General features: G+C 62.3%; 22 protein-coding genes. 7 read left to right on the forward strand and 15 right to left on the reverse strand.

The genetic code is table 11. The features are described 5' to 3' along the window. Nucleotides 1–109: 109 nt before the first annotated feature. The 8 genes from C8J40_RS12305 to C8J40_RS12340 all read right to left on the reverse strand — a co-directional run bounded on the left by C8J40_RS12305 (nucleotide 110) and on the right by C8J40_RS12340 (nucleotide 11,565). Nucleotides 110–1,693 carry a Na+/H+ antiporter gene (locus C8J40_RS12305; protein ID WP_132897238.1) on the reverse strand — a complete coding sequence of 528 codons (1,584 nt, stop codon included), beginning with the start codon at nucleotides 1,691–1,693 and terminating at the stop codon, nucleotides 110–112. Between the two features lie 191 nt (nucleotides 1,694–1,884). Next, the gene (locus C8J40_RS12310) at nucleotides 1,885–2,790 is read right to left on the reverse strand and encodes a LysR substrate-binding domain-containing protein (protein WP_132897239.1); all 906 of its coding nucleotides are present in this window, start codon (nucleotides 2,788–2,790) and stop codon (nucleotides 1,885–1,887) included. A gap of 82 nt (nucleotides 2,791–2,872) precedes the next feature. After that, on the reverse strand, nucleotides 2,873–4,528 hold the full coding sequence (locus tag C8J40_RS12315) for a GMC family oxidoreductase N-terminal domain-containing protein (protein WP_132897240.1): 1,656 nt from the start codon (nucleotides 4,526–4,528) through the stop codon (nucleotides 2,873–2,875). A 447-nt stretch (nucleotides 4,529–4,975) separates the two neighbouring features. Further along, entirely contained in the window at nucleotides 4,976–5,749 is a 774-nt protein-coding gene (locus C8J40_RS12320; RefSeq protein WP_132897241.1) for an SDR family oxidoreductase, read from the reverse strand. Between the two features lie 372 nt (nucleotides 5,750–6,121). Beyond that, a complete protein-coding gene (locus C8J40_RS12325; protein WP_165911448.1) occupies nucleotides 6,122–6,922 on the reverse strand; it encodes an AraC family transcriptional regulator in 801 nt (266 codons plus the stop codon). Nucleotides 6,923–7,149: 227 nt separating this feature from the next. Further along, nucleotides 7,150–8,103: a DUF5996 family protein gene (locus C8J40_RS12330; protein ID WP_132897243.1), complete on the reverse strand. Its 954-nt coding sequence runs from the start codon at nucleotides 8,101–8,103 to the stop codon at nucleotides 7,150–7,152. 95 nt (nucleotides 8,104–8,198) lie between these two features. Then, nucleotides 8,199–10,079: an EAL domain-containing protein gene (locus C8J40_RS12335; RefSeq protein ID WP_132897244.1), complete on the reverse strand. Its 1,881-nt coding sequence runs from the start codon at nucleotides 10,077–10,079 to the stop codon at nucleotides 8,199–8,201. Nucleotides 10,080–10,329: 250 nt separating this feature from the next. Beyond that, nucleotides 10,330–11,565, reverse strand: coding sequence for an integrase (locus C8J40_RS12340; RefSeq protein WP_132897245.1), 1,236 nt, complete (start codon nucleotides 11,563–11,565; stop codon nucleotides 10,330–10,332). A 405-nt stretch (nucleotides 11,566–11,970) separates the two neighbouring features. On the opposite strand from C8J40_RS12340, the gene C8J40_RS12345 reads away from it, so the two are divergent. Then, nucleotides 11,971–12,435, forward strand: a complete 465-nt coding sequence (locus C8J40_RS12345; protein ID WP_132897246.1) for a DUF6538 domain-containing protein — start codon at nucleotides 11,971–11,973, stop codon at nucleotides 12,433–12,435. A 262-nt stretch (nucleotides 12,436–12,697) separates the two neighbouring features. Here C8J40_RS12345 and C8J40_RS12355 read toward each other — a convergent pair whose 3' ends face one another. Further along, nucleotides 12,698–14,368, reverse strand: coding sequence for a hypothetical protein (locus C8J40_RS12355; protein WP_132897247.1), 1,671 nt, complete (start codon nucleotides 14,366–14,368; stop codon nucleotides 12,698–12,700). Between the two features lie 235 nt (nucleotides 14,369–14,603). On the opposite strand from C8J40_RS12355, the gene C8J40_RS12360 reads away from it, so the two are divergent. Beyond that, complete coding sequence (locus C8J40_RS12360; protein ID WP_132897248.1) at nucleotides 14,604–14,864, forward strand: hypothetical protein; 261 nt, start codon at nucleotides 14,604–14,606, stop codon at nucleotides 14,862–14,864. 398 nt (nucleotides 14,865–15,262) lie between these two features. Here C8J40_RS12360 and C8J40_RS12365 read toward each other — a convergent pair whose 3' ends face one another. After that, nucleotides 15,263–15,499, reverse strand: a complete 237-nt coding sequence (locus tag C8J40_RS12365; RefSeq protein ID WP_132897249.1) for a hypothetical protein — start codon at nucleotides 15,497–15,499, stop codon at nucleotides 15,263–15,265. A gap of 135 nt (nucleotides 15,500–15,634) precedes the next feature. Here C8J40_RS12365 and C8J40_RS12370 point away from each other — a divergent pair, with 135 nt between their 5' ends. From C8J40_RS12370 to C8J40_RS12385, 4 genes are read left to right on the forward strand one after another with little or no spacing between them, the layout of a single operon-like run. After that, a complete protein-coding gene (locus tag C8J40_RS12370) occupies nucleotides 15,635–15,838 on the forward strand; it encodes a hypothetical protein (RefSeq protein WP_132897250.1) in 204 nt (67 codons plus the stop codon). A 3-nt stretch (nucleotides 15,839–15,841) separates the two neighbouring features. After that, entirely contained in the window at nucleotides 15,842–16,318 is a 477-nt protein-coding gene (umuD, locus tag C8J40_RS12375) for a translesion error-prone DNA polymerase V autoproteolytic subunit (RefSeq protein WP_132897251.1), read from the forward strand. Beyond that, nucleotides 16,315–17,586 carry a Y-family DNA polymerase gene (locus C8J40_RS12380; RefSeq protein ID WP_132897252.1) on the forward strand — a complete coding sequence of 424 codons (1,272 nt, stop codon included), beginning with the start codon at nucleotides 16,315–16,317 and terminating at the stop codon, nucleotides 17,584–17,586. Before umuD ends, C8J40_RS12380 begins: the two co-directional genes overlap by 4 nt. A gap of 53 nt (nucleotides 17,587–17,639) precedes the next feature. Beyond that, nucleotides 17,640–17,984, forward strand: a complete 345-nt coding sequence (locus tag C8J40_RS12385) for a hypothetical protein (protein WP_132897253.1) — start codon at nucleotides 17,640–17,642, stop codon at nucleotides 17,982–17,984. A 21-nt stretch (nucleotides 17,985–18,005) separates the two neighbouring features. Here the strand turns inward: C8J40_RS12385 and C8J40_RS12390 are convergent, their stop codons facing one another. Continuing rightward, nucleotides 18,006–18,665, reverse strand: a complete 660-nt coding sequence (locus tag C8J40_RS12390) for an SOS response-associated peptidase family protein (protein ID WP_132897254.1) — start codon at nucleotides 18,663–18,665, stop codon at nucleotides 18,006–18,008. Between the two features lie 189 nt (nucleotides 18,666–18,854). Next, complete coding sequence (locus C8J40_RS12395; RefSeq protein ID WP_132897255.1) at nucleotides 18,855–19,034, reverse strand: hypothetical protein; 180 nt, start codon at nucleotides 19,032–19,034, stop codon at nucleotides 18,855–18,857. Between the two features lie 1,317 nt (nucleotides 19,035–20,351). Here C8J40_RS12395 and C8J40_RS12400 point away from each other — a divergent pair. Next, complete coding sequence (locus tag C8J40_RS12400; protein ID WP_132897256.1) at nucleotides 20,352–20,540, forward strand: hypothetical protein; 189 nt, start codon at nucleotides 20,352–20,354, stop codon at nucleotides 20,538–20,540. A gap of 50 nt (nucleotides 20,541–20,590) precedes the next feature. Here C8J40_RS12400 and C8J40_RS12405 read toward each other — a convergent pair whose 3' ends face one another. The 3 genes from C8J40_RS12405 to C8J40_RS12420 all read right to left on the reverse strand — a co-directional run bounded on the left by C8J40_RS12405 (nucleotide 20,591) and on the right by C8J40_RS12420 (nucleotide 22,193). Beyond that, nucleotides 20,591–20,983 (reverse strand): hypothetical protein, encoded by a 393-nt coding sequence (locus tag C8J40_RS12405; protein ID WP_132897257.1) that lies wholly within the window; start codon nucleotides 20,981–20,983, stop codon nucleotides 20,591–20,593. Between the two features lie 134 nt (nucleotides 20,984–21,117). After that, complete coding sequence (locus tag C8J40_RS12410; RefSeq protein WP_132897294.1) at nucleotides 21,118–21,474, reverse strand: hypothetical protein; 357 nt, start codon at nucleotides 21,472–21,474, stop codon at nucleotides 21,118–21,120. A gap of 521 nt (nucleotides 21,475–21,995) precedes the next feature. Next, on the reverse strand, nucleotides 21,996–22,193 hold the full coding sequence (locus C8J40_RS12420) for a hypothetical protein (protein ID WP_132897258.1): 198 nt from the start codon (nucleotides 22,191–22,193) through the stop codon (nucleotides 21,996–21,998). Nucleotides 22,194–22,266: the final 73 nt, after the last annotated feature.

The following is a 22,266-nucleotide window of genomic DNA, read 5'->3' on the forward strand; positions in this document are numbered from 1 at the left end:
TCCTGTAAGTGCGGTCCTTGCGCGTCTGGCCGTCGATCTCCCGAACCGTTCGCTTTGACCCACGGTGCTCATGCCGATCCATAACGGGGGGACCCGGCCCGACTACGCATCAGGCCTTCGAGGCGATTGCGCCCATCTCCTCCAGATCAAGGTCGTGCTCCAGATCCCGCATGGTCTCGTCGTCGATTAGATTCGCCCGGTGTAGCCGGACGAGTGCGGACCTCCCCGCCCTGACTGCTTCGATGATGACGTCGAAGTGCGAAGCTATCGCGGCGATACGCTCCTCTTGAGTGCCGATGAAGTCGATGCCCACCTTCGCTCGCGCCGTGTATCGACGCAACAGTTGCGGGTGGACGACCTGGCCCTGCTCATCACGCGCGAGTTGCTCGACGACGGCCAGCTGCGCGTGCATCATCTCCTGCTCAGCCGCGAACAGGTCCATCGGCGGCTCGTCATCCTCCGCGCGTCGAACGCCGAGCCAGCGGATCAGGACGCCCAAGGTCGAGCCCTGCACCAGAACCGTGACCAGGATGGTAGCAAAGGCGACCAATAGGATCACGTCGCGGCCCGGAAACTCGGTCGGCAGCGTCAATGCCGCCGCCAGCGTCACGACGCCGCGCATGCCCGCCCAACCCATGATTGTCGCACACCGCACTCCTATCGGATCCTCGCGCCCGATGCCCACCCGGCGAAGCATCAGCACAACCGCGTCGGACGCGAACACCCAGACGAAGCGTGCGACGATTAGCGCACCGACGATGGCGACGATCGCCCACGCGCGGCCGTCGGGAAGCCCTTCCAAGCCCCCTCCCCGTGACAGCACGTCGCGAAGTGAGAAGCCGATTAAAACGAATACCGACGCCTCCATCAGGAACACCAGCACCTGCCAGAGCGAGGTGGCACGGACGCGCACCGCGGCGGTCAGCAGCACATGTTGCCGCCAGCTCATCATCAGCCCGGATGTGATGACGGCGATCACGCCAGAAACATCGATCGCCTCTGCGGCGATGTACGCCGTCCAACATATCAATACGGACGCCACGACGAGTAGAAGCTCGTTACGCAGGTGACGCGCGAGCCATGCCCAGGCCGCCCCTACGGCGAACCCAACGACGCAGCCTCCGATCACGAGAGCGGCGAACCTTCCGATGGCCGCCCCGGGCGTCACGGCGCCGCCGGCTGCAGCTGCCACCGCGAAACGAAAGACGACGAGGCCCGTCGCGTCGTTCAGGAGGCTTTCCCCTTCGAGCAGGGCGTTCAGCCGGCGGGGCAGTCGCACTCGCGCCAATACGGCGCGCGCCGAGATCGCATCGGGGGGCGACACGATCGCGCCCAGGGCTGCGCAGGCGGCCCATGGCAACTCCGGCAGCAGCCAATGCGTCAGCAGCGCGACGACGACCGTGGAGAAGAGCACCGCACCGACTGCTAGCGACAGGATGCCGATCATGTGACGCCGGAACCGGGCTATTTCGGTGAACCACGCGCCGTCGCTCAACAGCGGAGGCAGGAACAGCACGAGGACCAGTTCCGGATCGAGCTGCACCGGTGGGATTCCCGGCACGAAGGCAAGCGCGGCACCGCCAATAAGCAACGTTGCCGATGGTGGCCAGCCCATGCGCTCGGCGACCCAGTACAGGGCGGAGACGGCGATCAGTGTCGCCACGATCAGGTCGAACAGTAGAACAGCATGCATGTCCCGGTCATACCGAGACCTGTCGGAGCTGCCGAGTATTATAACTCCAGGTAGGAAATACCCCGTCTAGGCTGCCGGCACTTCTCGCCACGCAGCGAGAATTGTCGGGTGCGGGTGATCTTGGATGCCAACCGACGTTATCGTCATTGCGCGGCGAACGCGATCGGACATGCAGCGTCATTGGCCAACTGCTAGGTGTTAACGAATTTGGGAAACTCGCGGGACAAATGTTCCAGAAACAGGCGCACCGCAGGCATCATACCGTCGCGGACCGGATATACGGCGGTGATGGCCGCTTTTCCGGCAATCCAGTCGGGCATCAAGCGGACAAGGGTCCCGCTGCGTTCTTCGGTTCGGCAGATCCAGCCTGGCAATGCGACGACGCCGATACTGTCCTGTGCAAATTGCTTGAGCATCGGCAAATCGTTGCCCGTGAACCGCGGTTTCACGGGAACGATGCGCTCGCCGACCTCCGCATGGCTGAGCTTCCACGTCGTGGCATGCCCGGGCCGCAGAATCGCAAGCAAATCGTGGTTGGCCAGATCTTCCGGTGCATTCGGGAGTCCATGCCGTTCGATGTAGGTCGGAGACGCGAACAGATGCCAAGGCGCATGGGCAAGCACCCGTTGCACGAGGTTTGAGTCGGTCATCGCGCCGACGTGCGATCGGATCGCGAGGTCATAACCACCGCCTACGATATCGATCTGATCGTCGCTGGTATGCTGCTCAAACTCGATCTTGGGGTGAGCCTGGGCAAAGCTCGGCATGATGTGGCGCATTGCAAACAGGGAGGGTACGACACCGATCGTGAATTTGACGACCCCGATCGGTTCCGCAAGCCGCTGGCGCACGCCATTTTCTGCCAGGTCCGCATGCTGGAGCATGTCGATGGCATGTCGGTAGAACAGGGATCCCGCATCGGTTATGCTTTGGCTACGCGACGTACGGTTGAGCAGACGCACGCCCAGCGCGCCCTCCAGTTGCTGGAGTCTGTGGCTGATGGTGGACTTGGGCGCGTTCAAAGTGCGACTGGCCGCCGTCAGTCCGCCGGCGTCGACGACGCCGACGAAATATCGGAAGTCATTCAGATCGAGCACGCCGGATTCCGGTGGAAGAAATGATCGATCGACGGCAGCCGAGCGTGGCCGTATCCCCAAGACTCGGCTCGAACAGCGATCATCACGTTAGTCCGCGAACATCTGCGTCGAGCAATCCCTTGATGCCGCCCGCTGTCCGGCCGGGGCGGGACGAAACGTCGGTGATCCGTGCGGCGATCCGCTCGGCCACCATAATAGTGGTGACGTTGGTCGGCACCGACGGGATGTCTGGCAGGATAGAGGCATCGACAACCCGCAGGCCCTTCATGCCTCGCACGATTCCCCACGCATCTACGACGGCGGTCGGATCTGCGTCGGCGCCCATCGGGACTGTCGACGTCGGGTGCTGATACGAGGCGATGTTCGCGACGATGTTCGCGCGCAGTGCGGCATCGCTCGTCACCACGGCACCCGGCGCCATCTCATGATCGACCATGTCGGCGAAGGGCGCTGTCCGTCCTATCTCCCGCGACAGCTTCACGGCCTCGACCATCCGGTCGAGATCGCTTGGATCGTCGAAGAAATTGTAGCGGATTCGTGGCGCGATTCGCGGATCCCGCGAGACGAGCCCGAACGAACCGACCGACTTTGGCAGTGTTACTGCTGCCGCGAGTACGATCGCGCCGCCGGTGGGACTGGCGGTCGGTTCAATGAAATGCGTAGCGGTAACCTGGAGGTCGAGATCGCCGTTCGTAGCGCCTCTCGAGCGTGTCCAGGCCATCGACCCCGCTGCTGGGAGCATGGATTTGTAAGGCGTCTTCAACGCGTAGATGTTGAAGAAGAACGGATGATCCTGAAGCCGCAGGCCGACCGGGAGATCTGCGACGACCGGTATGCCCAGCTTCCGGAGATGTGCAGCTGGACCAATCCCGGATCGCAATAGGATCGCAGGGCTTCCGAACGCGCCACCCGCCAGAATGACTTCGCCTCCCATGACGGATTCTCCTGACACGAGCCGCACGCCGTTGGCCCGGTGCCCCGAAAGGATCAGACGATCGACCTCGGCGTTGCCGCGGATAGTCAGGTTCGGGCGAGCACGGACTTCGGCGGTCAGATAGACGATGCCGGTGTTCATCCGAACACCGTCGACGACGTTCAGCGAATGCGCGCAGGCGCCATCGACGACTTCGCCGTTGAAGTCATCGACGCTGCCGAGGCCGGTCGCGCGAGCGGCTTCTACGAAAGCGCGCGTCGACGGCGACAGTTCGGCCATTGTGCGCTGGCGGATCGGGAATGGGCCAGACCGGCCATGCCACGCGTCGGCGCCGGTCGGCGTGTTTTCGAGCGCCTTGAAGGCGGGAAGCACGTCGTCCCAAGACCAGCCCGCGATGCCGCGTGCCGTCCAACGGGCAAAATCGGCCGGGCGAGCGCGTATCGCTATAGCGGCGTTGATCGCCGAACTTCCACCAAGCACCTTGCCGCGCGGCAGAGGAATGGCATGTCCCAACTTCGCCGCGTCGTCGCTCTTGTAGTTCCAGTTGAAATCGGGCGTGCCGACAGTGCCAGGATCTGTCAACGGCTTGGGATAGGCGTCAGGCGCGAACACCGGCCCTGCCTCCAGCAGAACAACACGGCGGCGCGGGTCCGCGCTCAGCCGTGCGGCCAACACCGCACCTGCTGATCCACCACCGACGACGATGACGTCGGCGGTCGAGTGTGCGGCTAGGCCCCTGCCGCTGGTGAGCGCCGTCGCGCCAATAGCGCCCGCCGCCAAAACGCTTCTTCGTGTCATGCTCATGGTTCGTTCCTTTAGCGGTGTCCGGTACCAAGCAAGCAGACGGTGATGCGTCGGACCGTGAGGACTGGATGGCTCATCAGTAGCGCCGTGACGACAGGAACATCATGAGGCTACGGATCGCCGTTTCGTATTCGATCGGTAAGAGGACGATCGCCGTCGCTACGAAGCTTGCCAAGCCGGCCACCCAGGGCTGGTCGCCGTAGCGGAGTAGGTGCGAAGTGGATCCATGCCGCTGCCCGTCAAGCGGTACGTCGAATACTGGTAGGCCCGTGTACTCGCTGGGTGGACGAACGAACAGGAATTGCATCACGGGTCTCCGGAGTGGGAAGAATGCGATCGTTGACGGCAAGCCAGGCCGCGAGGGTCGGCTGACGGCCGGATTAGGGCCGTCAGCCGTGCGCCCTCGGCGTCCGATCCCGTCCGGGTCGCACGCCGGCCGCTTCGACGTCAGCGGGCGATGAAGCCGCCGTTGATGAGAAGCGTCTGCGCGGTCACCCAGCTGCCGCCTGGGCCTACCAGGAATTCGATCAAAGGCGTGATCTCGTCGATCTCGCCCAGACGGTTCTGCGGGGCCATTTGCGACAGGAACGCCTTCGACTCTGCAGTCTCTACCGGGTAGAAGAAGGACGTGTTGAGCGGCCCAGGCGCGACGGTGTTGACCGTGATGCCGCGATCGCCAATTTCCTTGGCCAGCGCGCGCGTGAAGTGCTCAAGTGGCGCCTTGGACCCGGCATAGACCGCGTAGAGCCCGGTCGTTGCCGCCTGCAGCGTCGTTCCGATTGTGATGATGCGGCCGTTGTCCTCGATCCGCTTCGCCGCCTCCTGCATGCAGAAGAAGGCGGCCTTGCTATTGATCGCGAAGCTCTGGTCGAAATCGACCTCTGTGATTTCGACGAATGGCTTCTTCACCACCTTGCCGACTGTGTTCACCACGATGTTCAGCTGACCGAATCTCTGCTCGACGGCGTCGAACAGCGTCACCACCTCGCTGACGTGGGTCAGGTCTGCGCTGACCAGAAGCGGCTCGGCACCGAGATGGGCGATCTCGGCAGCGGTCTCTTCCGCCTCGCCCCGCGACATCTCACCGTGATAATGGACAGCCACCCCGCGGCAGCCGTTGCGTGCGAGCATGACGGCATATGCTCGCCCCTGATTACGTGTCGCGCCCATCACTACCGCGATTTGCCCGTCTAGGTTCCTGCTGAAGTCGTCCGTGGTCATCGCTGGTCTCCTGGCTGATGGCCATGAAGTAGCTGGCGGCTTTCCACACGGCTTTCAGGATACGCGCATCGCTGGTAGAAAATCCGCAAGCGAAGTGGATATTGCTGATAAAACGATATCAGGTGCTAGTGTTGATTCCGCAGTGTCAGGACAGGAGGAACCAGCGAAGAATTGCAAGGGGCACAAACGCCGGTGCTGCGAAGGAGATGGGGGTTGCCGCGGTGTCCCCCGGCAGCTCTGGCCGGAACAGTCCAGGAAGTAAGCGCGGACGGCACGCGATCAGCCCCCAAAACGTAGAATAGTTTCCTGATGCCGTTTCGGACACGCCAAAGTCGTAAAGGACCGCTGATTGTACCAGGTATCTGGCCTCGATCAGCTTCTTAGAGCACCAGGGGTCAGACCATCTTCTCGGCGCATTATGGCCGTCAGGTGACTTTGGCTCGAGAAGCCGCATTCGACTGCGATCTCAGCCAAGGCCAGCGGCCCATCGACAATCATCGTGCGAGCCTGATCGAGGCGTAGACGCATCAGATACTGATGCGGGCTTGTGCCCGTGGAACGGCGAAACGAACGCATCATCTGGCTTGACGAGAGACCGATCAGACTGGCGACCTCTTCAAGCTTCACACCGTCGGTGATGTGCGCCGTCATGAAATCGCGCACCTTACCAAGTTGCCGGTCCGACAGCCCCCCCAGATCCCTCTGGGGCCGGATGTCGCCATATTGCCTGATGAGGTGAATGCCCACCAAGTTGAGGAGCGAGTCAAGCTCAAGGGTGCCCATCGTCGCACGTGGGCCTGCACGAAGCTCCTCGCGGACCATTGCGCCCAGCAACGCCACGCGGCGGTCTACGATAGGCAGTGCGTCCGAGTTTACCGTAGCGCCGGGCAGGTCGAGGTCGGATTGTGCCAGACGATCAAGCCAGGCCTGGGATAGCGAGAACGCCGCAACCTCCTTGGGCTCATGCCAGCGCGCCCAATGGTCTGCTCCCGCCGGGATGATTTCGCACGCTCCACTCGCTGCGGACGCAGTGCGAAGCCGTGTTCCGCCAAGTCGTGACTCGCGGTTCTTGATAGGTTTGAACGATAGAAGCACGATATGATGAGGGATCGTCTGACTGATCTCGTCAGCGTCTCGCCGGTTCCACGAAGCGGTGCCGAATTCAGATATCACCTGCCGCCCCCAATTCGGAACCGGCGTGTCCGCAGTAGCGATATGTGGCGTTCCGGTAGGGCGAGGATCTGACATGATGAACTAGAGCTTACTTGGTAATTTCCATTCGCGATACAAAAATTAACGAACGCCACCCAAACTGCGTTCGGCTACATCTCGGCTATCGGACAGTAAAAGCAAGATGGCTCGCCCAATACCGATGATAAATCATCAAGATGTGCTGTCGTTCAATTTTGGCAGACCTGTTGAACCGCCCTTGGTACTTTCGGTCGTCCAAGCGGGCATTCGAGATTTTCGCGGTCCCAGCCGCCGAGATCGGCAGCGGCCTCATAGGCGGATCGGCAGAAGGATAAAAGCGCGTCGTCGGGGTCCGACGCGATGCGTACCGCATCGTAAGGCAGGATGAATTCGCCGAGCGCAGTGTCATAGCGTGCCGCATCGGGCGAAATGCGAGCCTCGGCATAGCCGGACGGTGCCGGCCAAGCATAAGCGTAGAAGGCGGCATGCGGATACGCGTCGCTTCCCGGCCAGAACCCAAGACTCGCCTCCTGATCGCTATAGGCCTCGACGGCTACGGCGTCAGGAAGACCGGGAACGCCCCCCGGATGACGAGGCGCGCCGCGCCCGGAGAACCGCGTTGAGGCGAGATCAAAACTTCCCCAGAAGAAATGGGTCGGGCTGGCCTTCCCAAGAAAGCCGGTACGGAAATCGTCGAACACGCGCGTCGCCTGGATCAACGCGCGCCAGAAGTCTCGCACCGCGTCTCCGTCGTACGGACGTTCGGCGTGGTCCCCGGCGAACGGAACCGCGCCGGGCATTTCGCTGGGATTGCCGTCCACCGTGACGGCGATGTCCAAGTCGGCCAGCACCGTGAGAACCGCCGTATGGAAATCGGATGTCCGGCCTGCTGCGAGAGGAATGCGACGCTCCTCACCGTCGCTGGTCGAGAATCTAAGAGTATCGGCGAGGAAGTCGAACTCGATCTCTAGGATGCGCGCGTGCAACCGGATCGGCGACGTCGTCAGCCCCCTAGCCGAGACGTAGAGCGGCACGTGCCAACTGTGATTGAGCCATGGCGTCAGCGCGAGCCGGACCTTGCCGACGATCTGCGTGCGCAGCTGCAAGGCGATCGCGGTCTCGCGCCAGCGCGACCATTCGATTTCGGGCCAGACTTCAGGCATAGGGCAGCTCCGATGGAAAACTTGCGCCTTGCATAGGCGCAATCGCCAAGGGTGTCCCCTTCGATTGCCCCCCCCCTCCAGCGCTGGATCGACAATCAGCCCACGCCAGATCGCGTCGCAATCGGCGGTCGCGCAATGCCTTGCGCATGCCCAAGGAGAAGGGCGGTCGTCATATCGCGATTGACCGCGGGCGAGAAGATGTACCCCTGTCCTAACGTACAACCGATCGCGCGAAGCTGTTCGACTTGTTCTTCAGTTTCTATCCCCTCGGCGACGATCCTGATGCCCATCTTTTTCGCGGTATGGATCAGGCCTTCGACGATGGTCACGCTGACACCGTCGGGTTCCAGGTGGTCAACGAACAGTTTGTCGATCTTGATGACATCGACGGGGACCGTGAGCAGGTGCGTCAGCGACGCAAAGCCCGTTCCGAAATCGTCCAGCGCAACCCGTATGCCGTCAGCGCGAAGTGCCCTGATCGCTCGCTGTATCGCTTGGTCACCGCGGCCCATGTACACCGTCTCGGTTACCTCGAGGATGACGTGAGTGAGAGGGACCCGTTCGCGCTCGAGCGCTGCGGCTAGAACCTGTCCTACGGCACCGCCACTCAAATCCGCAGACGAGACGTTGATACCGACGTGTTGAAACGGGATGCCCAAATCCAGCCATCGGCGCAGGTCGGCCGCGACAAGAGTCATTATCCTAGCAGTGAGCGAGGTCGCAACCTGGGCGTCGGCAGTCGCCTCGTGAAAAGAGGCAGCCGAGACCAGATTGTCGCCGATACGCATACGGCAAAGCGCTTCCAGCCCAACGATCTCCCGCGTGTCGAGACGGAAGATCGGCTGATAATGCGCCTCGATCCGGTCCTCCCGCAAAGCCGCGCTCAGGTCCCTGATCGCGCCTAGACGCCGCGTCATGTTCGAGCGCAGCCCTGCCCAGTATCGTACGAAGCCGCCACGACCGGTTTCCTTGGCGTGGTAGAGAGCAAAGTCGGCATTTTGCCGCACACTCCCCACCCCGGCGTCGTCCAACGAGAACGTAGCGCCTCCGATGGTAGCGCGGGGGACGATGCTATGCCCGCCGCAGTCGGCAGCAACCGAAAGCGCGCTTAGAACCTCATCCGCGATCTTCTCCAGGTCACGAAGGGCATCGGTAGCCTGGAGAATGACAGCAAACTCGTCGCCCCCGACGCGAAACGTTCGTCCGGGGCTGACTGCTGCTGAGATCCTGTCGCTGGCAATCTGAAGAAGCTCGTCACCCGCATGATGCCCGAACGTGTCGTTCACGACCTTGAGATTATCAAGATCCAGCACGAACAGCGCCCAACTACCGACCGCAGCGCCTTCAAGTTTGGAAAGTGCGGCATGATACGCAGCCCGATTGGGGCAACCCGTCAAGGCGTCGGTAAAGGCCCGGCGCTGGTGCTCGAGGACACGCTCATGTCGCTCGATAGCAATTTGCGTGAGGTGAACGCAGTTAGCCACCACCTCGCGTTCGAAGGCCGTCGGCCCTCGGGCGCTGCGATAGTAAAAAGCAAATGTCGCGATCGCGCGACCGTCTGCATCACATATCGGACTGGACCAGCAGGCGCGCAGCCCGTGCGGAAGTGCAAGGTGTTTGAACGGCGCCCAGCGGGCATCGGTCTCGATATCAACGACCGCAATATCTGTTTTCAGATAGGCAGCGGTGCCACAGGAGCCGGCTAACGGTCCGACGGCCAGGCCATCCAGGGCTTGGGAATATGCTTCCGGAAGGCTCGGGCCAGCGAGCGGATGAAGCAGGCCTGCCACGTCGACCGTTAAAACCGAACAGATTACGTCAGGGAGGATCCGCTCTACTTCTGCACACAGCGTGGTGCACGTTGATGCAAGCCCGGCACCCTTGGCAATCATTTTCAAAATGGCGTTCTGAAGATGAAGCAGTACAGTTACTGTATCATCGCCTCCATGATATGGATCGGTTTCAGAAAGCCCCATGAAAACAGAGCCTATCGCAACACCGCTTTATATTTCTTTAAAGCATAAATAAAACTCGCATATCAATACATCCGTTTTGAATGTTGTTTCCGGCTTCCGGAATTTGATCCGACAATCCGGCGAGAACCCGATTGATGATTACATAGTTGATATTCAAACCGCTTGCTGATGGAATCGACGATAGGCGTTCAATCGCGTTACTACGTTGCCAAGCTGATCACATGCCGATGCGACCGTCGGTTCCACACCTTCAGCTTCTGATGCGAGAGAGTACACGCGCCGCAACATTGCTCCTGGCTGCAAGCTTCCGTCCATAGCGTAGCGCGGTCGACGGTGAAGACCAGCGCAGCGCCTGTGCAATGCCAACGCCGTCCTCCCCGGCCGCAAACAGATCCTGCGTCAGCCCTACCCGCAGCGAGTGGCTCGACAGGGCACGCGCCGCCTCCTCAACTTTTGCGATCGGCATCTCGACCAGCCCCTGGTCGAACGCGCTCAGTGCCACGCGCCGATAGATCCCGTTGACACCCTGCCGGCTCAGTGAGGCCGTGCCAACGGTATAGACCGTCCGCGCCGGTTCGGCCTTCTTGCCCTTGAGCTTCTCCTGCCAGTGCCGCGTGTGCCCCGGGATCGCCTCGTACGCCATCGGCGGAACCGCCGCGCGCAGCCGACGCCGATCGACCCCGACGCGGCGGAAGACTGGCCCCTCGGTAATCGCACTCGCTACCAGCCAGGCACCGACCCGGCGCATCGTGTCAGCGGACAGCCAGCCCCAGGCCCCCTGCCCTTCCTGATCGGTCTTGGATGATGGGATGAACAGGAGCGCCGAACCATCGCTGTTCGGATCGATGTGCGCAACGGTGACGGCGACGAGCTCGCTGACGCGCAATCCCGCATCGTAACCGAGCGACAGCAGGGCAGCATCGCGCAACCCCTGCAGCTCGCCGCCACAGGCGCCTAGCAGCGCCGTCAGCGTAAACCCCTTGGTATGCGGATCAAGGGAGGCCCCGAAGCGTAACGGGGCCGCCTGGCGTTGGGCCGCGCCACGACGCCGGCGCAGGCCCTTGAGCGCGGCGCGGACCATGACGTGGCTGGTGGGCGCATGCCCCCTCTCCTGCATCCCTGACAGGCCGTGTGCGGTGGCGAGACTGGCAACCCGCCGGGCGACTGTGGCGGGCTTGGCGCCCCGCGCCTCGAGCATGGCAATGTACCGGACCAGGTTTTCAGGCTCTGCGGGCAGCGGGGCGACACGGATGTTCTCACACCAACGCAGATAGCAGGCCAGGTCCGACGCCAGCGCCGCCTTGCTCGCCGCTGCCATGGCGCCGAGCTGCGCGGCAAAGCCGATCTCGCTGACAGGGCCGGCATCAGCGGGCAGCGCAAGACCTAGCAACCGGGTGACGCGGACATCGATCGGCTCGACCAGCCCACGCCGCGCGCGCACCGGCAGCCCCTCCCCGTCGGTGCGATGGACGACGATCTCGCTCATGCGGCACCTGCCCGCTGGTCAAATTTACCCTGCATTCCGCCCACGTAACACATGGCTGTAGTTACCATAATGTCCGACTATGGTAAGTGCGTTCCCCGTCCGAGACCACAACGAAGAAACTTGACGTTTATGACGATGCAACCTCGGAAATTTTAGTAAATACCGAAATGAATTCGCCCTTCCCCATGAGGCTGACGAGAACTACATCACGCAAATCATCAACCGCTGGTACAGCAGACTGGTACAGCGTGGCTAACTCAGCGGGTTAAAAACGACGGAAATTCGTTGCTTCGACCCAGTCGGCTCCCCTCTCGTAGGGGTCACCATTCTCGACTAACCCTCGGAAATGCGCGGATTTACGTCTCTTTTACCCGTCATGTGTACAGAACATGGGTACAGAAGAACGTGAAGAAGACCAGCATGGCGTCCCCTTTCGCCGATCCCCGAACAGGCCAACTCTACTTCAGACGAGCGGTCCCCGAGGCACTCCGGTCGGCCTTCGAGGGCAAGGCCGTGGTGAAGGTTTCGCTGCGGACCAAGGATCCCGCCGAGGCGAAATTAGGGTTCGCGCGCGAGAACGCGGAATTCGAGACGAAGCTCGCCGAGGCACGGCGCCGGTTCGCCGAGGGAACATTGGTCCCGACCCCCGGCGCCCTGGTGCGACGCTGGTGCGAGGCCCCGGCGACGGGCACCGGCCTTTCGGGTCCGCAACGGCTCGTGTTGACCTTCATGGCCGGGACTCCGCATCGCGTCGCCCGCAGCGGTTCGGACCGCGACCACAAATTCGGCGCGGACGCCGAAGGCAATGATCGCGCAGGCGCAACGGGACGGATAGACGAGTCTGAAGCACTTACGTCCGTGGCGCTATGATCGTCGCAAGCTCCGCCGGGCTCACCGCATGCGTCATCTGGTCCATGAGACACGTGTTCGGCGCCTTGTCCGGCCGCCATCTCGGCAGCCTCGCGCCATGCCGGAATCGGTCACCCGTTACCTGATCGTAGGGTACTTCGACGACGAGTTCGTGTCTGAGCGGTTCCCACTCGTTTTCCTTGCCGCTGCGCTAAACGTCTGGTTCGCAGACGATTTGGCACGGTTTTTCGCAAAGCGCCTTGCCGCCCGCCTGCTGCGAACATCACGCATGGAAGTCATTCCCGTCGTAGACGAGATGCTGACGCGTTCCGTTGGCGTAGGTCACGACGTGGCCCACCGCCCAGCTGGTCAGCGGCCCTCGTGCGTACGCCAGGTCGGTGGCGCAGACTCCGGCGCAGTACACCCCTCCCCGCGTTGCCGGTCGGTGAGTGTGCCCAACGGTCGCGAGAATTCCCATTCTCTCGAAGAAGCGTACGTCACCCAAACGCCCGTCAGCTGCCATGTGACCGTGGATCGCCGCCTCGATACCGGCGATCTCCAGGCTTTCGCCGGTCCGGAGAAATCGCACGTTGCGCAGCCCATCATGCGAAAGATGACGCATCGTACGTTCGAAGAGATCAGCTGGGGACTGGCCGGCGGCGATACGTCGGTGAAGTGCGAGCGCCGTCTCGAGGAAGAAGATCGCATTGGTCGGATCGTCCCGAAAGTCCGCCTCCCGCAGCCAGCGCAGCAGAGCCTGGTCATGGTTGCTGCCGACCACGACGCTTCGTGACCAACTCCGTCGTACCTTCTCGAGGAAGCGCGCCGCAGCCCGCAGTTCGCCCTCCACCTCGCCGCCGCCGAGGGCAAACTGGCCAAAGCGCTTGAGGTGATCGCGCGCATCGTGGCTACTTCTGGCATCGAAGTCGACCACGTCGTGGAACACCATGAAGCGGGGCCGGAGACGATCGACCAGCGATGTCCCGGTTCCTTGACCGAGTCCCCATGTCGCCGACGAAACGCGCGGATCCATGCCGGCGAAGTGAATGTCTCCGAACGTCAAAGCCTCGACCCGCCTGCCACGATGACACACGCCATCGGCTACCTTGATGTCCAAATCCTGAAAGGAGCCATCTCCGCCGGCGGGTGACAGGAGATGGCGACAATACACGCCTCCATGAGGCGCCACCTCGGCGATCACGGCGCCGAGTTCGGAAGGCCGGTTCAGATGCTCGTCCATCTGGTTCGACATCGAACCCGTCGTGATCTGAGCCTTCAGCCCCTTCATCCGTATCCGCGCCAAGGTCTCCAGCGCCACCACGCTGCTGGGCACGATCGTCCACCGCGCATGGGCGCGTTGGCGGGTTCTCTCCAGCGGCTTGGACAGGCGCGGCGGCAGGACGACGTCGGACGCGACGTCCACGAGACCGTGAAAGTCTACGGGCAGATCCGAAACATGCGATTGGTAGTCTGCGGTCAGGTCCGACTGCTTGCACGTGTTGCCCAAACGAACCACGATCAGACCGGCGTTCCGAACAGCGGCATAGGCCTTGAGATTGCGCCAAAACCCGGGGTGGACGTTTCCCCCCGGCTCGACCGCGGTGACGATCAGTCGCCTGACGATCTTGGGCGATGCAGGTACGCTGGACCCGCTGGATCTGATGACCGTCTCGGGTCTAGTGATCGTCACGTGCTTCGCCGGACGCCCGTAGAGCTCCTCGCGGGGCACGCCGAACCGGGTGGTCACGTCCCCCTTGAGCATCTCCTTGAGCAACGGCGGCACGACTCCGGCGTCCCGAAGACGGTTCCGCTCGTACTGGACCAGTGCCTCTCGAACGCGGATCTGACTGAGGCCGAGCAACCTCGCCACCGCTGACATCGAGCGGTGCTCGACGAACAGCGCATGCACCTTCGCCTGCTGTCCGGTGACGAACGTGGAACGCTTGGCGGACAACCATCCGCGATGCCTATCGCCTAGGTAAGCACATGCTGTTCGCAGACGATCGCAATCCGGCAGACGACCTCATTCAGTTACTCCCAGGCATTAAGGCGCGGGGGAACACGATTGCCTCGTTCATGCAGGAGCCTTTTGGCCTCTGACCGCCACGAGATCGAAGGTCGGTAAATTTCACTCGAGATCACATGAACCTCGTCTGCCCGATGCTATATCAGGCATGCGAAGGGTAGTGATGAGCGACCGACAGACGCGTTTCGAGACCGGCGACCGCGTGTTCTTCTGGTCGGGCCGCGGATCGCAGGGCTACGGCACCATCCGCGAGATCCGGGACGGACGCGCGTTCCTCGATCCCGAGCCCGACGCCGTTAAAGGCACCGACTACCGCGTGTTCCGACAGCCCGCCAAACGCTACGACAGTTGGGCGCCACGAGATTACGGCCTCCGCTTCAGCCAACTGAACACACCCGCGAAGCCGTGGTTCGAGAACAACTGACGCTCTGCCCGGCACAGATCACTTTGCGCAAAGAGGTTGGATTGAACGGCGAAAGATACCAGATCGCTGCGTCCCCCCTGACTGATCCCGTCGATGAGCGCGATCCCGGCCGAACAACTCTGGGGGAGGTGCTGGTCGCGGCCGTCGTTCCGACCTGAGCCTCCGACCCGCTCGCCTCGATATACCGCCGCAACAACGAGGAGTGCGGCCGCCATGTCCGACCGAGCAATGATGACCATAAACGAATTCACCGACTGGGGCTGTGTCAGCCGCACTCGAACTTACGAGCTGAGGGGCCCGTCGCCGTCGTGGACGCGCGTCACCGTGCACGAGAACGTCGGCGTCGGCGTCGGCGTCGGGGCAACTGCAGCAAGGGCCAGAATCAAGATCAGCACTGCCTAGATCGCCATCCAGTCGCTCTCAGCGTCATCGATCGCCGCGAACGCGTCGCCGTCAGCCTGCTGCTTGCGCAGGTGGGCACGTACCGCCTCTGGATCACCGTTCTTTGGGAATGTGCGGTCTGCGCGGGCTGCGTCAGCGATCCCGTCCACCCAGTCGCCGCGGTCGCGTTGCGCCAGCAGCCACTTGCCGAACGGCGGCTTGGGCTCCTGCTGGTCGTCATCGTAGTCGGCCATGATCGTGTCCTTCGAATCGTTAGCTCGCTCATCGCATCAGATTGATGTTCCCGCAATGTTCTTGCGAATCAACGGGGATCGCGCCTAGCTAGGGACAGGCCACAACCGGCGACTCGATACTGACGGAGCAACGAAATGCAGCACGATCTGCGGCTGAGAGCGGCTGCCCGCGTGATATACGACAACGTCTATCCACCTGTTGATGCGGTGCAATTCAGCTTCGACGAGGCCGAGCGGTTTGGAACTGAGGAGTATCGGCAGGCAGTGGGCGCTGCCCAAGACGCACGGTCGGTTCTGGCTGACCAGCACGACCAGCTCCTCTTCGCCGCGATCCTGTAGGTCATGCGCTCGACCAACCTGGGCCGCCCGGTCGTCGTCCCGCTGAACCGTCGTGACGATGCGCTACGGCTTCACGACTTGCCGTTCGAACTGGTGCCGTGCGAAGTGCCGTTCTTCCTCGTCCACACTCAGGCCGGTTTCCCGTCGCCTGCTCAGGACGACATGCAGGAACCGATCGACCTGGGCGCGTGGCTCGTCGAGCATCCGGCTGCGAGCTACATCATGCGCGTGGATGGCCGGTCCATGTCCGGTGCCGGGATCAACGACGGTGATCTGATCGTCGTGAACCGAGCCAAGAAGCCCAAGGCCGGCGCGATTGTCGTGGCGCTGGTGCATGGCGACCGGACCCTGAAGCGTCTGCGCTACGTCGACGGCCGTCATTGGCTCGTTCCCGAGGCTGAAGGGTTCGCGGACATACTGGTCGATGAGCATGTCGAGATATGGGGCACGGTCGTCGGCGTGGCGCGCAAGATGACATGAGCACGCCGATCGCCCTGATCGACTGCAACAACTACTACGTCTCCTGCGAGCGCGCCTTCGACGCCAGCCTGGTCGGGGTCCCGGTGATCGTCCTGTCGAATAACGACGGCTGTGCGATCGCACGATCGGCGGAAGCCAAGGCGCTCGGGATCAAGATGGGCGATCCGATCCACCATCTGCGCGACAAGGTGAAGCAGCACGGCATCCAGGTCCGGTCGTCGAACTATGCGCTGTACGGTGACATGCAGCGCCGGGTGATCGCCGCGTGCGAGTCCTTCGCCCGCGACTTCGAGATATACTCGATCGACGAGACGTTCCTCGATCTCGCCGGCTTCGAGGGGCGCGATCTCGTGGCGCACGCGAACGCGATGCGTGCCCAGGTCCAGCTCTGGACGACGATACCCACGTGCGTCGGCATCGCGGAGACCAAGACGCTGGCGAAGCTAGCGAACGCGGCAGCTAAGAAGAACCCGGAGTTCGGCGGGGTGGCCGATCTTCGTGACGACGACGTGCGGCGCGATGTCATGCACGCCTTGGCAGTCGGTGACGTGTGGGGCGTCGGTGGTGCGACCGCACGCAAACTGATCCATCTGGGCATTCACACCGCTGGCGCCCTGCGAGATATGCCTATGAAGCAGGCGCGCGCCGTCGGAACCGTCGTGCTTGAGCGGCTGGTGGCCGAGCTGCGTGGGGTCCCGTCCAACGCCGTTGAGGCGGTGGAGCCACGGCGGAAGGGCATGGCTGTCACTCGGTCGTTCGGAACGCCAATCGGCGACTTCGAGCGGATGATGGGCGCGCTGTCGCAATACGCGCTGCGGGCTGGCGAGAAGCTGCGATCGCACGGGTTGGTCGCGGCGCGCCTGACGGCGTTCTTCCACACGAACAAGCACAAGCCCGACCGGCCCCAGTATGGCGCGTCACGCATGGTGACGCTGCATCCGATGACGAACGACAGCCTCGAGCTGATCGCGGCAGCCAGGCGCGGAGCGGAGAAGGCGTGGCGCGACGGCTACGCCTACACGAAGGCTGGCATCATGCTCGACGATCTACTTCCCGAGGACGAGCGGCCGCGTACGCTGTTCGAAGCGGATACGGCAAAACGCGACCGACTGATGGGTGCGCTCGATGCGATCAATGGCAAGTTCGGCACCTGGACAGCGGTCACGGCCACGCAGGGGTTCAAGCGCGAGTGGAAGATGCGGTCTGAAATGCGGTCGCCTGCATGGACGACCGACATCGCTCAGGTGCCGAAGGTCCGTGCAGGATAGTGGCGAAGGTCTGAGGTCTTGCGTTCGCCAAGGTTCAGGACGAGGAAGCGCCCATGAGCCATGCCAGCAACATCGTTCTCTGCGATGGACCCGACAGCCCGCACGCGTTCGACGTCGTGCCGCTTCAGCCACGCAATGGCAGCCTCGATGCCATGTGCCCGGTCTGCAAAGGCCGCGGGCAGTGGAATACCGAGATCGATCTCGTCAGCTTCCGGTGCAAGCGAACGGCATGCGATCGTTGCCACGGTGCCGGATGGGTCGAAACCGGAACCGATCCGATCGGCCTGCCCGACATCGAAGTTTCGCCGGAAGGGTATCCCCGTTGGACGATCCGCTTCGAACCCGGCGACACGGAGGTGGAGGTCGATCCGGCCCAACCTGGTCTGGCCAAAATTTAAGCCGGACCAAGCTGGCCGTGCTCAGATCAACCGAGGCGTCGGCGGGCGTGTCGGAAAAACTGGCCCGCGTACCGTCATCCGGTCGGCCGAATATGGCCGCTGCAACGACAGGACGTCGTCATAGCTACCGGTCAGCCACCGCTCGTGATCGTCCGGTCGCAGGATCGTGATCATTGCCTTGGGGTGGATCGGCGCCACCAGTTCGTTCGCGTCGCAAGTGACCATCGCGAAGTAGCGCTGTTCGCCGACCTGCCGCCAGAAACCCGCAATCGCAAACATGGGCTGGTCGGTCACCCCGAACCACATCTCCCCCTTGATCGGCTTCTTGCCGTCGCCGAGGTCGGTGGGCTCGCGAGCCCATTCGCAGAACTCCGTCAGCGGAATCAGGCAGCGGTTCGCCGGGTCGGTGACGAGCGAGCGCCATTGCGGGAGATGAAGGGTGCGGACGTTAGTCTGCGCGACCTTGCGACCGGCCTGCTTCGCCTGTCCAGCCAGGACGTCCCACTCCATCACGTCGAGCCCGCGACGGTCGGCTTCGTTCCGCACGACGTACGCCCGTCCGAACGGGCGCAGCTCCTTGGGATCGAACCGGTTGTCCATCGGCTTGTCGGCAAGCCACTCGGCGCCGAACCGCTCGGTGATGGTCTCAGGCTCGCCGTCGAACCGGGCGCGATTACACATTATAGATTCACCCGACCAACGAAGGCGCCGACCGCGATCACGGCGACAATGATCGCCCAACCCTCCCAGGTCCGCGGTGTCCAGCCGATGCCCACGACTTTGGGCTGAAACCATTCTCGGGGGTGGTTCATCACGGCTCCATATGAAGGGCGTTGCTCAATCACCGGAACAGGCGCTCGCTTTCAAAAGTCAGGTAAAATCTCTTTTGCTCACGGCAACGCCCCAGTTCGATGCCGCCCGGTTCGCCGACGTGCTGGTCACACTCCAGATCTTTCCAGCATACTCGCCCGTCGCCTTCCATCGTCCCGGTTCAATTTCCTCGACATACACTTCTGTGCGTTGCCCATGGACCGACACCTGCCGCTTCATGAATCGCTTCTACCTCCGCCGGATTTGATCATTCGGCCACGGGTAGCCTCCAGATTGGCGATTGTCTCCAGTCACGTACTTCGAAACCGCCACTGACGATGCCGTCGGTAACGGCTCGCCCTGACAAGGGAGAGAGGGCGAGCCGGCCAGTCACTTTCCGGGCACCTGGCTGAACGAAAACGCAAAAGCATGCGTGAGGTTCACTGGTAAACGGCTCGCCCCTGGCGGAATCCAAGGACGAGCCGACCAGGGTATGTTGGGGTTACACTGGCCGGATAGATACGCGCCTACGAGCGGGTTCGCTTCACATAGGAAGGAACGCACAATCATACCGGGCCTGCGTGGAGCACTGGCGCGCCGTCGTTCAGTTTAAAAACGGCCCGCCCAAAGGTCACAAAGGGCGAGCCGGCCGGAACGTGCATTTGGGAGGATCCATCCCGGCGCTCCAGATACGAACTCACAAGAGCTACGGTTTCACCATAATAACGTCCCGCCTCAAGCGCCCGTGTAAACGCGAGGCGGGCCGGCTGGTTCGGCTGGAGTAATCCGCACCAGCCATGAGCAAACCGACGAGGCGCACAAACGCCCCATCCTATGATAAAGGTAACATGACGAGGCACCGGTGCCAGCGATCGGCGCTAGACGTCCGGTCATCAAACTGACCCCGCCGAGACCGGAACACAGCATTAGGTTGTCGCAACGGCCTGATCTATGTTCCCGCAATGAAGCCCAGCAAAGTTCAGCCGTACCTAGAACGTACCTTTGGTCGACCTTTGACGGTAGATGAGTTGGCCGCGATGAACGCCGCACGCGCAGCGAGCTTGGGCGGGGGCAACGCGGTGCGGGCGATGCGCGCCGCAGTTCGCGCCGCAGTCAGCGATCGGTTACGAGCACTAAATCCTTGAACCAGGCAGTATGCATCGTTGCGCCTCGACCGTTTAGGATTTGAATAGAGGTGGCGAAGCAGAGCCTACCAGATAGAATTTCAGCTGCCATAATTTCTCGGGCACCCGCAGTGGCTACTCGAATGGCGTCGTTCAGGTCCACTGCTAAGAACCCTTCATCGTCGGCTATCCGGGAACCCGGCTCGTTCAGATATAGGAAATATCGTTCCATCTCGTCCGTATGAGGAACCGAGCCGCCGACGTCCTGAACCGGGGATAGGATAAGCAGGAATAACACCGATCAACCAAGCGCCTGAATAGCCCTCCGTCGATCCGAAATGCACTCCCTTCGGGCGTCGGAACGCAGCCGTTGACGAGCGGCCTAGGACGCCGCAGTTTCAAGATGCCCGGTCCTCGGGCAGGAGAATGCCAGATGCGTAAACTGCTGTTCGCTGCCGCCTCGCTGTCCTTGCTCGTCGGGGCGCCTTCGATGGCTGCGCCGTGCAAGGACGCCAAGGGGCGCTTCACCAAGTGTCCGAAGGCACCGGCCAAAACGGTCCGGTGCAAGAGCGCGAATGGTAAATTCGCGAAGTGTGGCACGGCTGGCGCCAAGCCAGTCTGACCATGAAGGCGCGGGTCTCGTACCCGCGCCCAAGGGCACACCAATCGGCGTTACTGCGTAGCCGTCGCTTGGGCTTGCGGGCTGATGTATCCCGTTAGAATATCGCCCGCTTTGAAGTGTGCGTTGCCGCCCTTCATGAGCAGGCCGAGAAGCCCGAAGCTGAACACGCCAATCACGACGCCTGCGGTATTGGCTTTGCCCTCGGTTCCTTGCGAGCCTGAGATAGCCAAGGGACCGCCGGGCAGATCGATATACAGCAGCTTGGCAGCAAGCCGGCCCTTGTTCCCGGCCGCCCCGGTCCCGTTCACGTAGGTCACCTCGCCCCACGCAGTTGCGCCCACAGGGACAACGACGATGCCATTGGCAACGACGGGAGAGTTGACGCGCAACTTGAACCGGTCGCCTTCCTTGGCGCTTCGGCTATCGACTTCTTTGGTGACCATCAGTTCGACCGGAGTACCGCCCAGGACAGGGGCTGGGCTCCCCGGCAATGTCGTCTGGGCTATAGCCGCCGATCCGCCGATCACGGGCGCAACGCTAACGGCGACAGTCACCAACCAAGCGATTGACCGACTAATCACGGCTTGGCGATAGCCGGTGCGATCTCACCTGGCGCCAGAAACTTGATCGCGGTCCCGGTCGCGTTTGCCTTACCCCAGCTCACGGCTGTTACATGGGCGTCGCCATAGCTTGCCTTGATCACGGCATCGGCGCCGAGCTTCTGACCGCGCTCCCACAGTTCGCGGTAAATCTTGGCCTGCGACGGCGACTTGCTGAACATCGTCGCCTTGCGCACCCCGGCCTTCACCTCTCCGAGCACTCTGTAGGGCCGGTCGGTTATATCGTAGGGAAACACAGGTACACCGACGTCATCGTTCATCACGATCGGGGTTTTCGATTGTGGGCCCTGCGCCATCGCCGGAACACCAATCATCAACGCGCTGGTCAGCGCGAATATAGCCAGTTTCATATCATCCCCTCTTGATTCGGCCTCCCCAGGCCGTTGATCGAAGCGTGTCGCCCAAGCCTTTCGGGGTCAACGACAAATACGCATTCAGAATGGACGCAATTGCGGTCGATGACTGCGACGATCACCTGCAGCGTCGCGTTATCTCGGCGAGCAGAGCACTGCGGACGCCAACCGCGCAAGCCTGCGTCAGACAAGTGCCGTAAGCCGTAGCGCCTATACAAACAGGGAGCGCATCAGCCGGCCTAGCCGCCGCTCCTCGTTCTGGTCCAGCACGCCGCACCGTTCGAGCCGGCGACAGAGCCGAGCTCGGAGTGCACCCAGCTACAACTATGGCGGCGGCTCCTGCCCGTGCTCCGGGCGCAACATCTGCGTCGGGCCGCGTGGTGGACGGTATTGCATCACGAGCGGCGGCAACAAGCGGTACGGGGTCTGAGCACGTGCCGAAAAGCGTTAGGAGACACCTGCTTGCGATTCGTGCCGGGTCCTTAGAAGATGCTCTTCATCGAGCCAATGAGGTCGAGTGACGCGCCTTGGGTTTTGGCCGTGCTCGCAGCAGTGATCCCGCCAAACCCAGTTGGAAGGAACGCGGATGCTGCTTGGTCGAGCACGCCGCCGATGTTGTTCCAGTTGGCCGCGTTAATGCCGCCCTTAGTCAGGTAGTTCGCCGAGCAGGCGGTGAGCAACCAGGTCCTCGACCTCGGCCTGCTCGCGCAGACCGCGACAGCGGCAATGGAAGCGCTTGGCGTCGAGCGGATC

The sequence above is a fragment of the Sphingomonas sp. PP-CC-3A-396 genome, from assembly GCF_004343105.1.
GTDB lineage: Bacteria > Pseudomonadota > Alphaproteobacteria > Sphingomonadales > Sphingomonadaceae > Sphingomonas.

Bases quoted from the DNA above. Each gene is read 5' to 3' on its own strand.
- C8J40_RS12380 (WP_132897252.1), top strand. From the start codon at position 16,315: ATGAGCACGCCGATCGCCCTGATCGACTGCAACAACTACTACGTCTCC.
- C8J40_RS12390 (WP_132897254.1), bottom strand. From the start codon at position 18,665: ATGTGTAATCGCGCCCGGTTCGACGGCGAGCCTGAGACCATCACCGAG.
- C8J40_RS12400 (WP_132897256.1), top strand. From the start codon at position 20,352: ATGCGTAAACTGCTGTTCGCTGCCGCCTCGCTGTCCTTGCTCGTCGGG.
- C8J40_RS12365 (WP_132897249.1), bottom strand. From the start codon at position 15,499: ATGGCCGACTACGATGACGACCAGCAGGAGCCCAAGCCGCCGTTCGGC.
- C8J40_RS12405 (WP_132897257.1), bottom strand. From the start codon at position 20,983: ATGGTCACCAAAGAAGTCGATAGCCGAAGCGCCAAGGAAGGCGACCGG.
- C8J40_RS12370 (WP_132897250.1), top strand. From the start codon at position 15,635: ATGCAGCACGATCTGCGGCTGAGAGCGGCTGCCCGCGTGATATACGAC.
- umuD (WP_132897251.1), top strand. From the start codon at position 15,842: ATGCGCTCGACCAACCTGGGCCGCCCGGTCGTCGTCCCGCTGAACCGT.
- C8J40_RS12385 (WP_132897253.1), top strand. From the start codon at position 17,640: ATGAGCCATGCCAGCAACATCGTTCTCTGCGATGGACCCGACAGCCCG.
- C8J40_RS12410 (WP_132897294.1), bottom strand. From the start codon at position 21,474: ATGATTGGTGTTCCGGCGATGGCGCAGGGCCCACAATCGAAAACCCCG.
- C8J40_RS12315 (WP_132897240.1), bottom strand. From the start codon at position 4,528: ATGAGCATGACACGAAGAAGCGTTTTGGCGGCGGGCGCTATTGGCGCG.
- C8J40_RS12320 (WP_132897241.1), bottom strand. From the start codon at position 5,749: ATGACCACGGACGACTTCAGCAGGAACCTAGACGGGCAAATCGCGGTA.
- C8J40_RS12340 (WP_132897245.1), bottom strand. From the start codon at position 11,565: ATGAGCGAGATCGTCGTCCATCGCACCGACGGGGAGGGGCTGCCGGTG.
- C8J40_RS12395 (WP_132897255.1), bottom strand. From the start codon at position 19,034: ATGAAGCGGCAGGTGTCGGTCCATGGGCAACGCACAGAAGTGTATGTC.
- C8J40_RS12330 (WP_132897243.1), bottom strand. From the start codon at position 8,103: ATGCCTGAAGTCTGGCCCGAAATCGAATGGTCGCGCTGGCGCGAGACC.
- C8J40_RS12360 (WP_132897248.1), top strand. From the start codon at position 14,604: ATGAGCGACCGACAGACGCGTTTCGAGACCGGCGACCGCGTGTTCTTC.
- C8J40_RS12335 (WP_132897244.1), bottom strand. From the start codon at position 10,079: ATGGGGCTTTCTGAAACCGATCCATATCATGGAGGCGATGATACAGTA.
- C8J40_RS12305 (WP_132897238.1), bottom strand. From the start codon at position 1,693: ATGCATGCTGTTCTACTGTTCGACCTGATCGTGGCGACACTGATCGCC.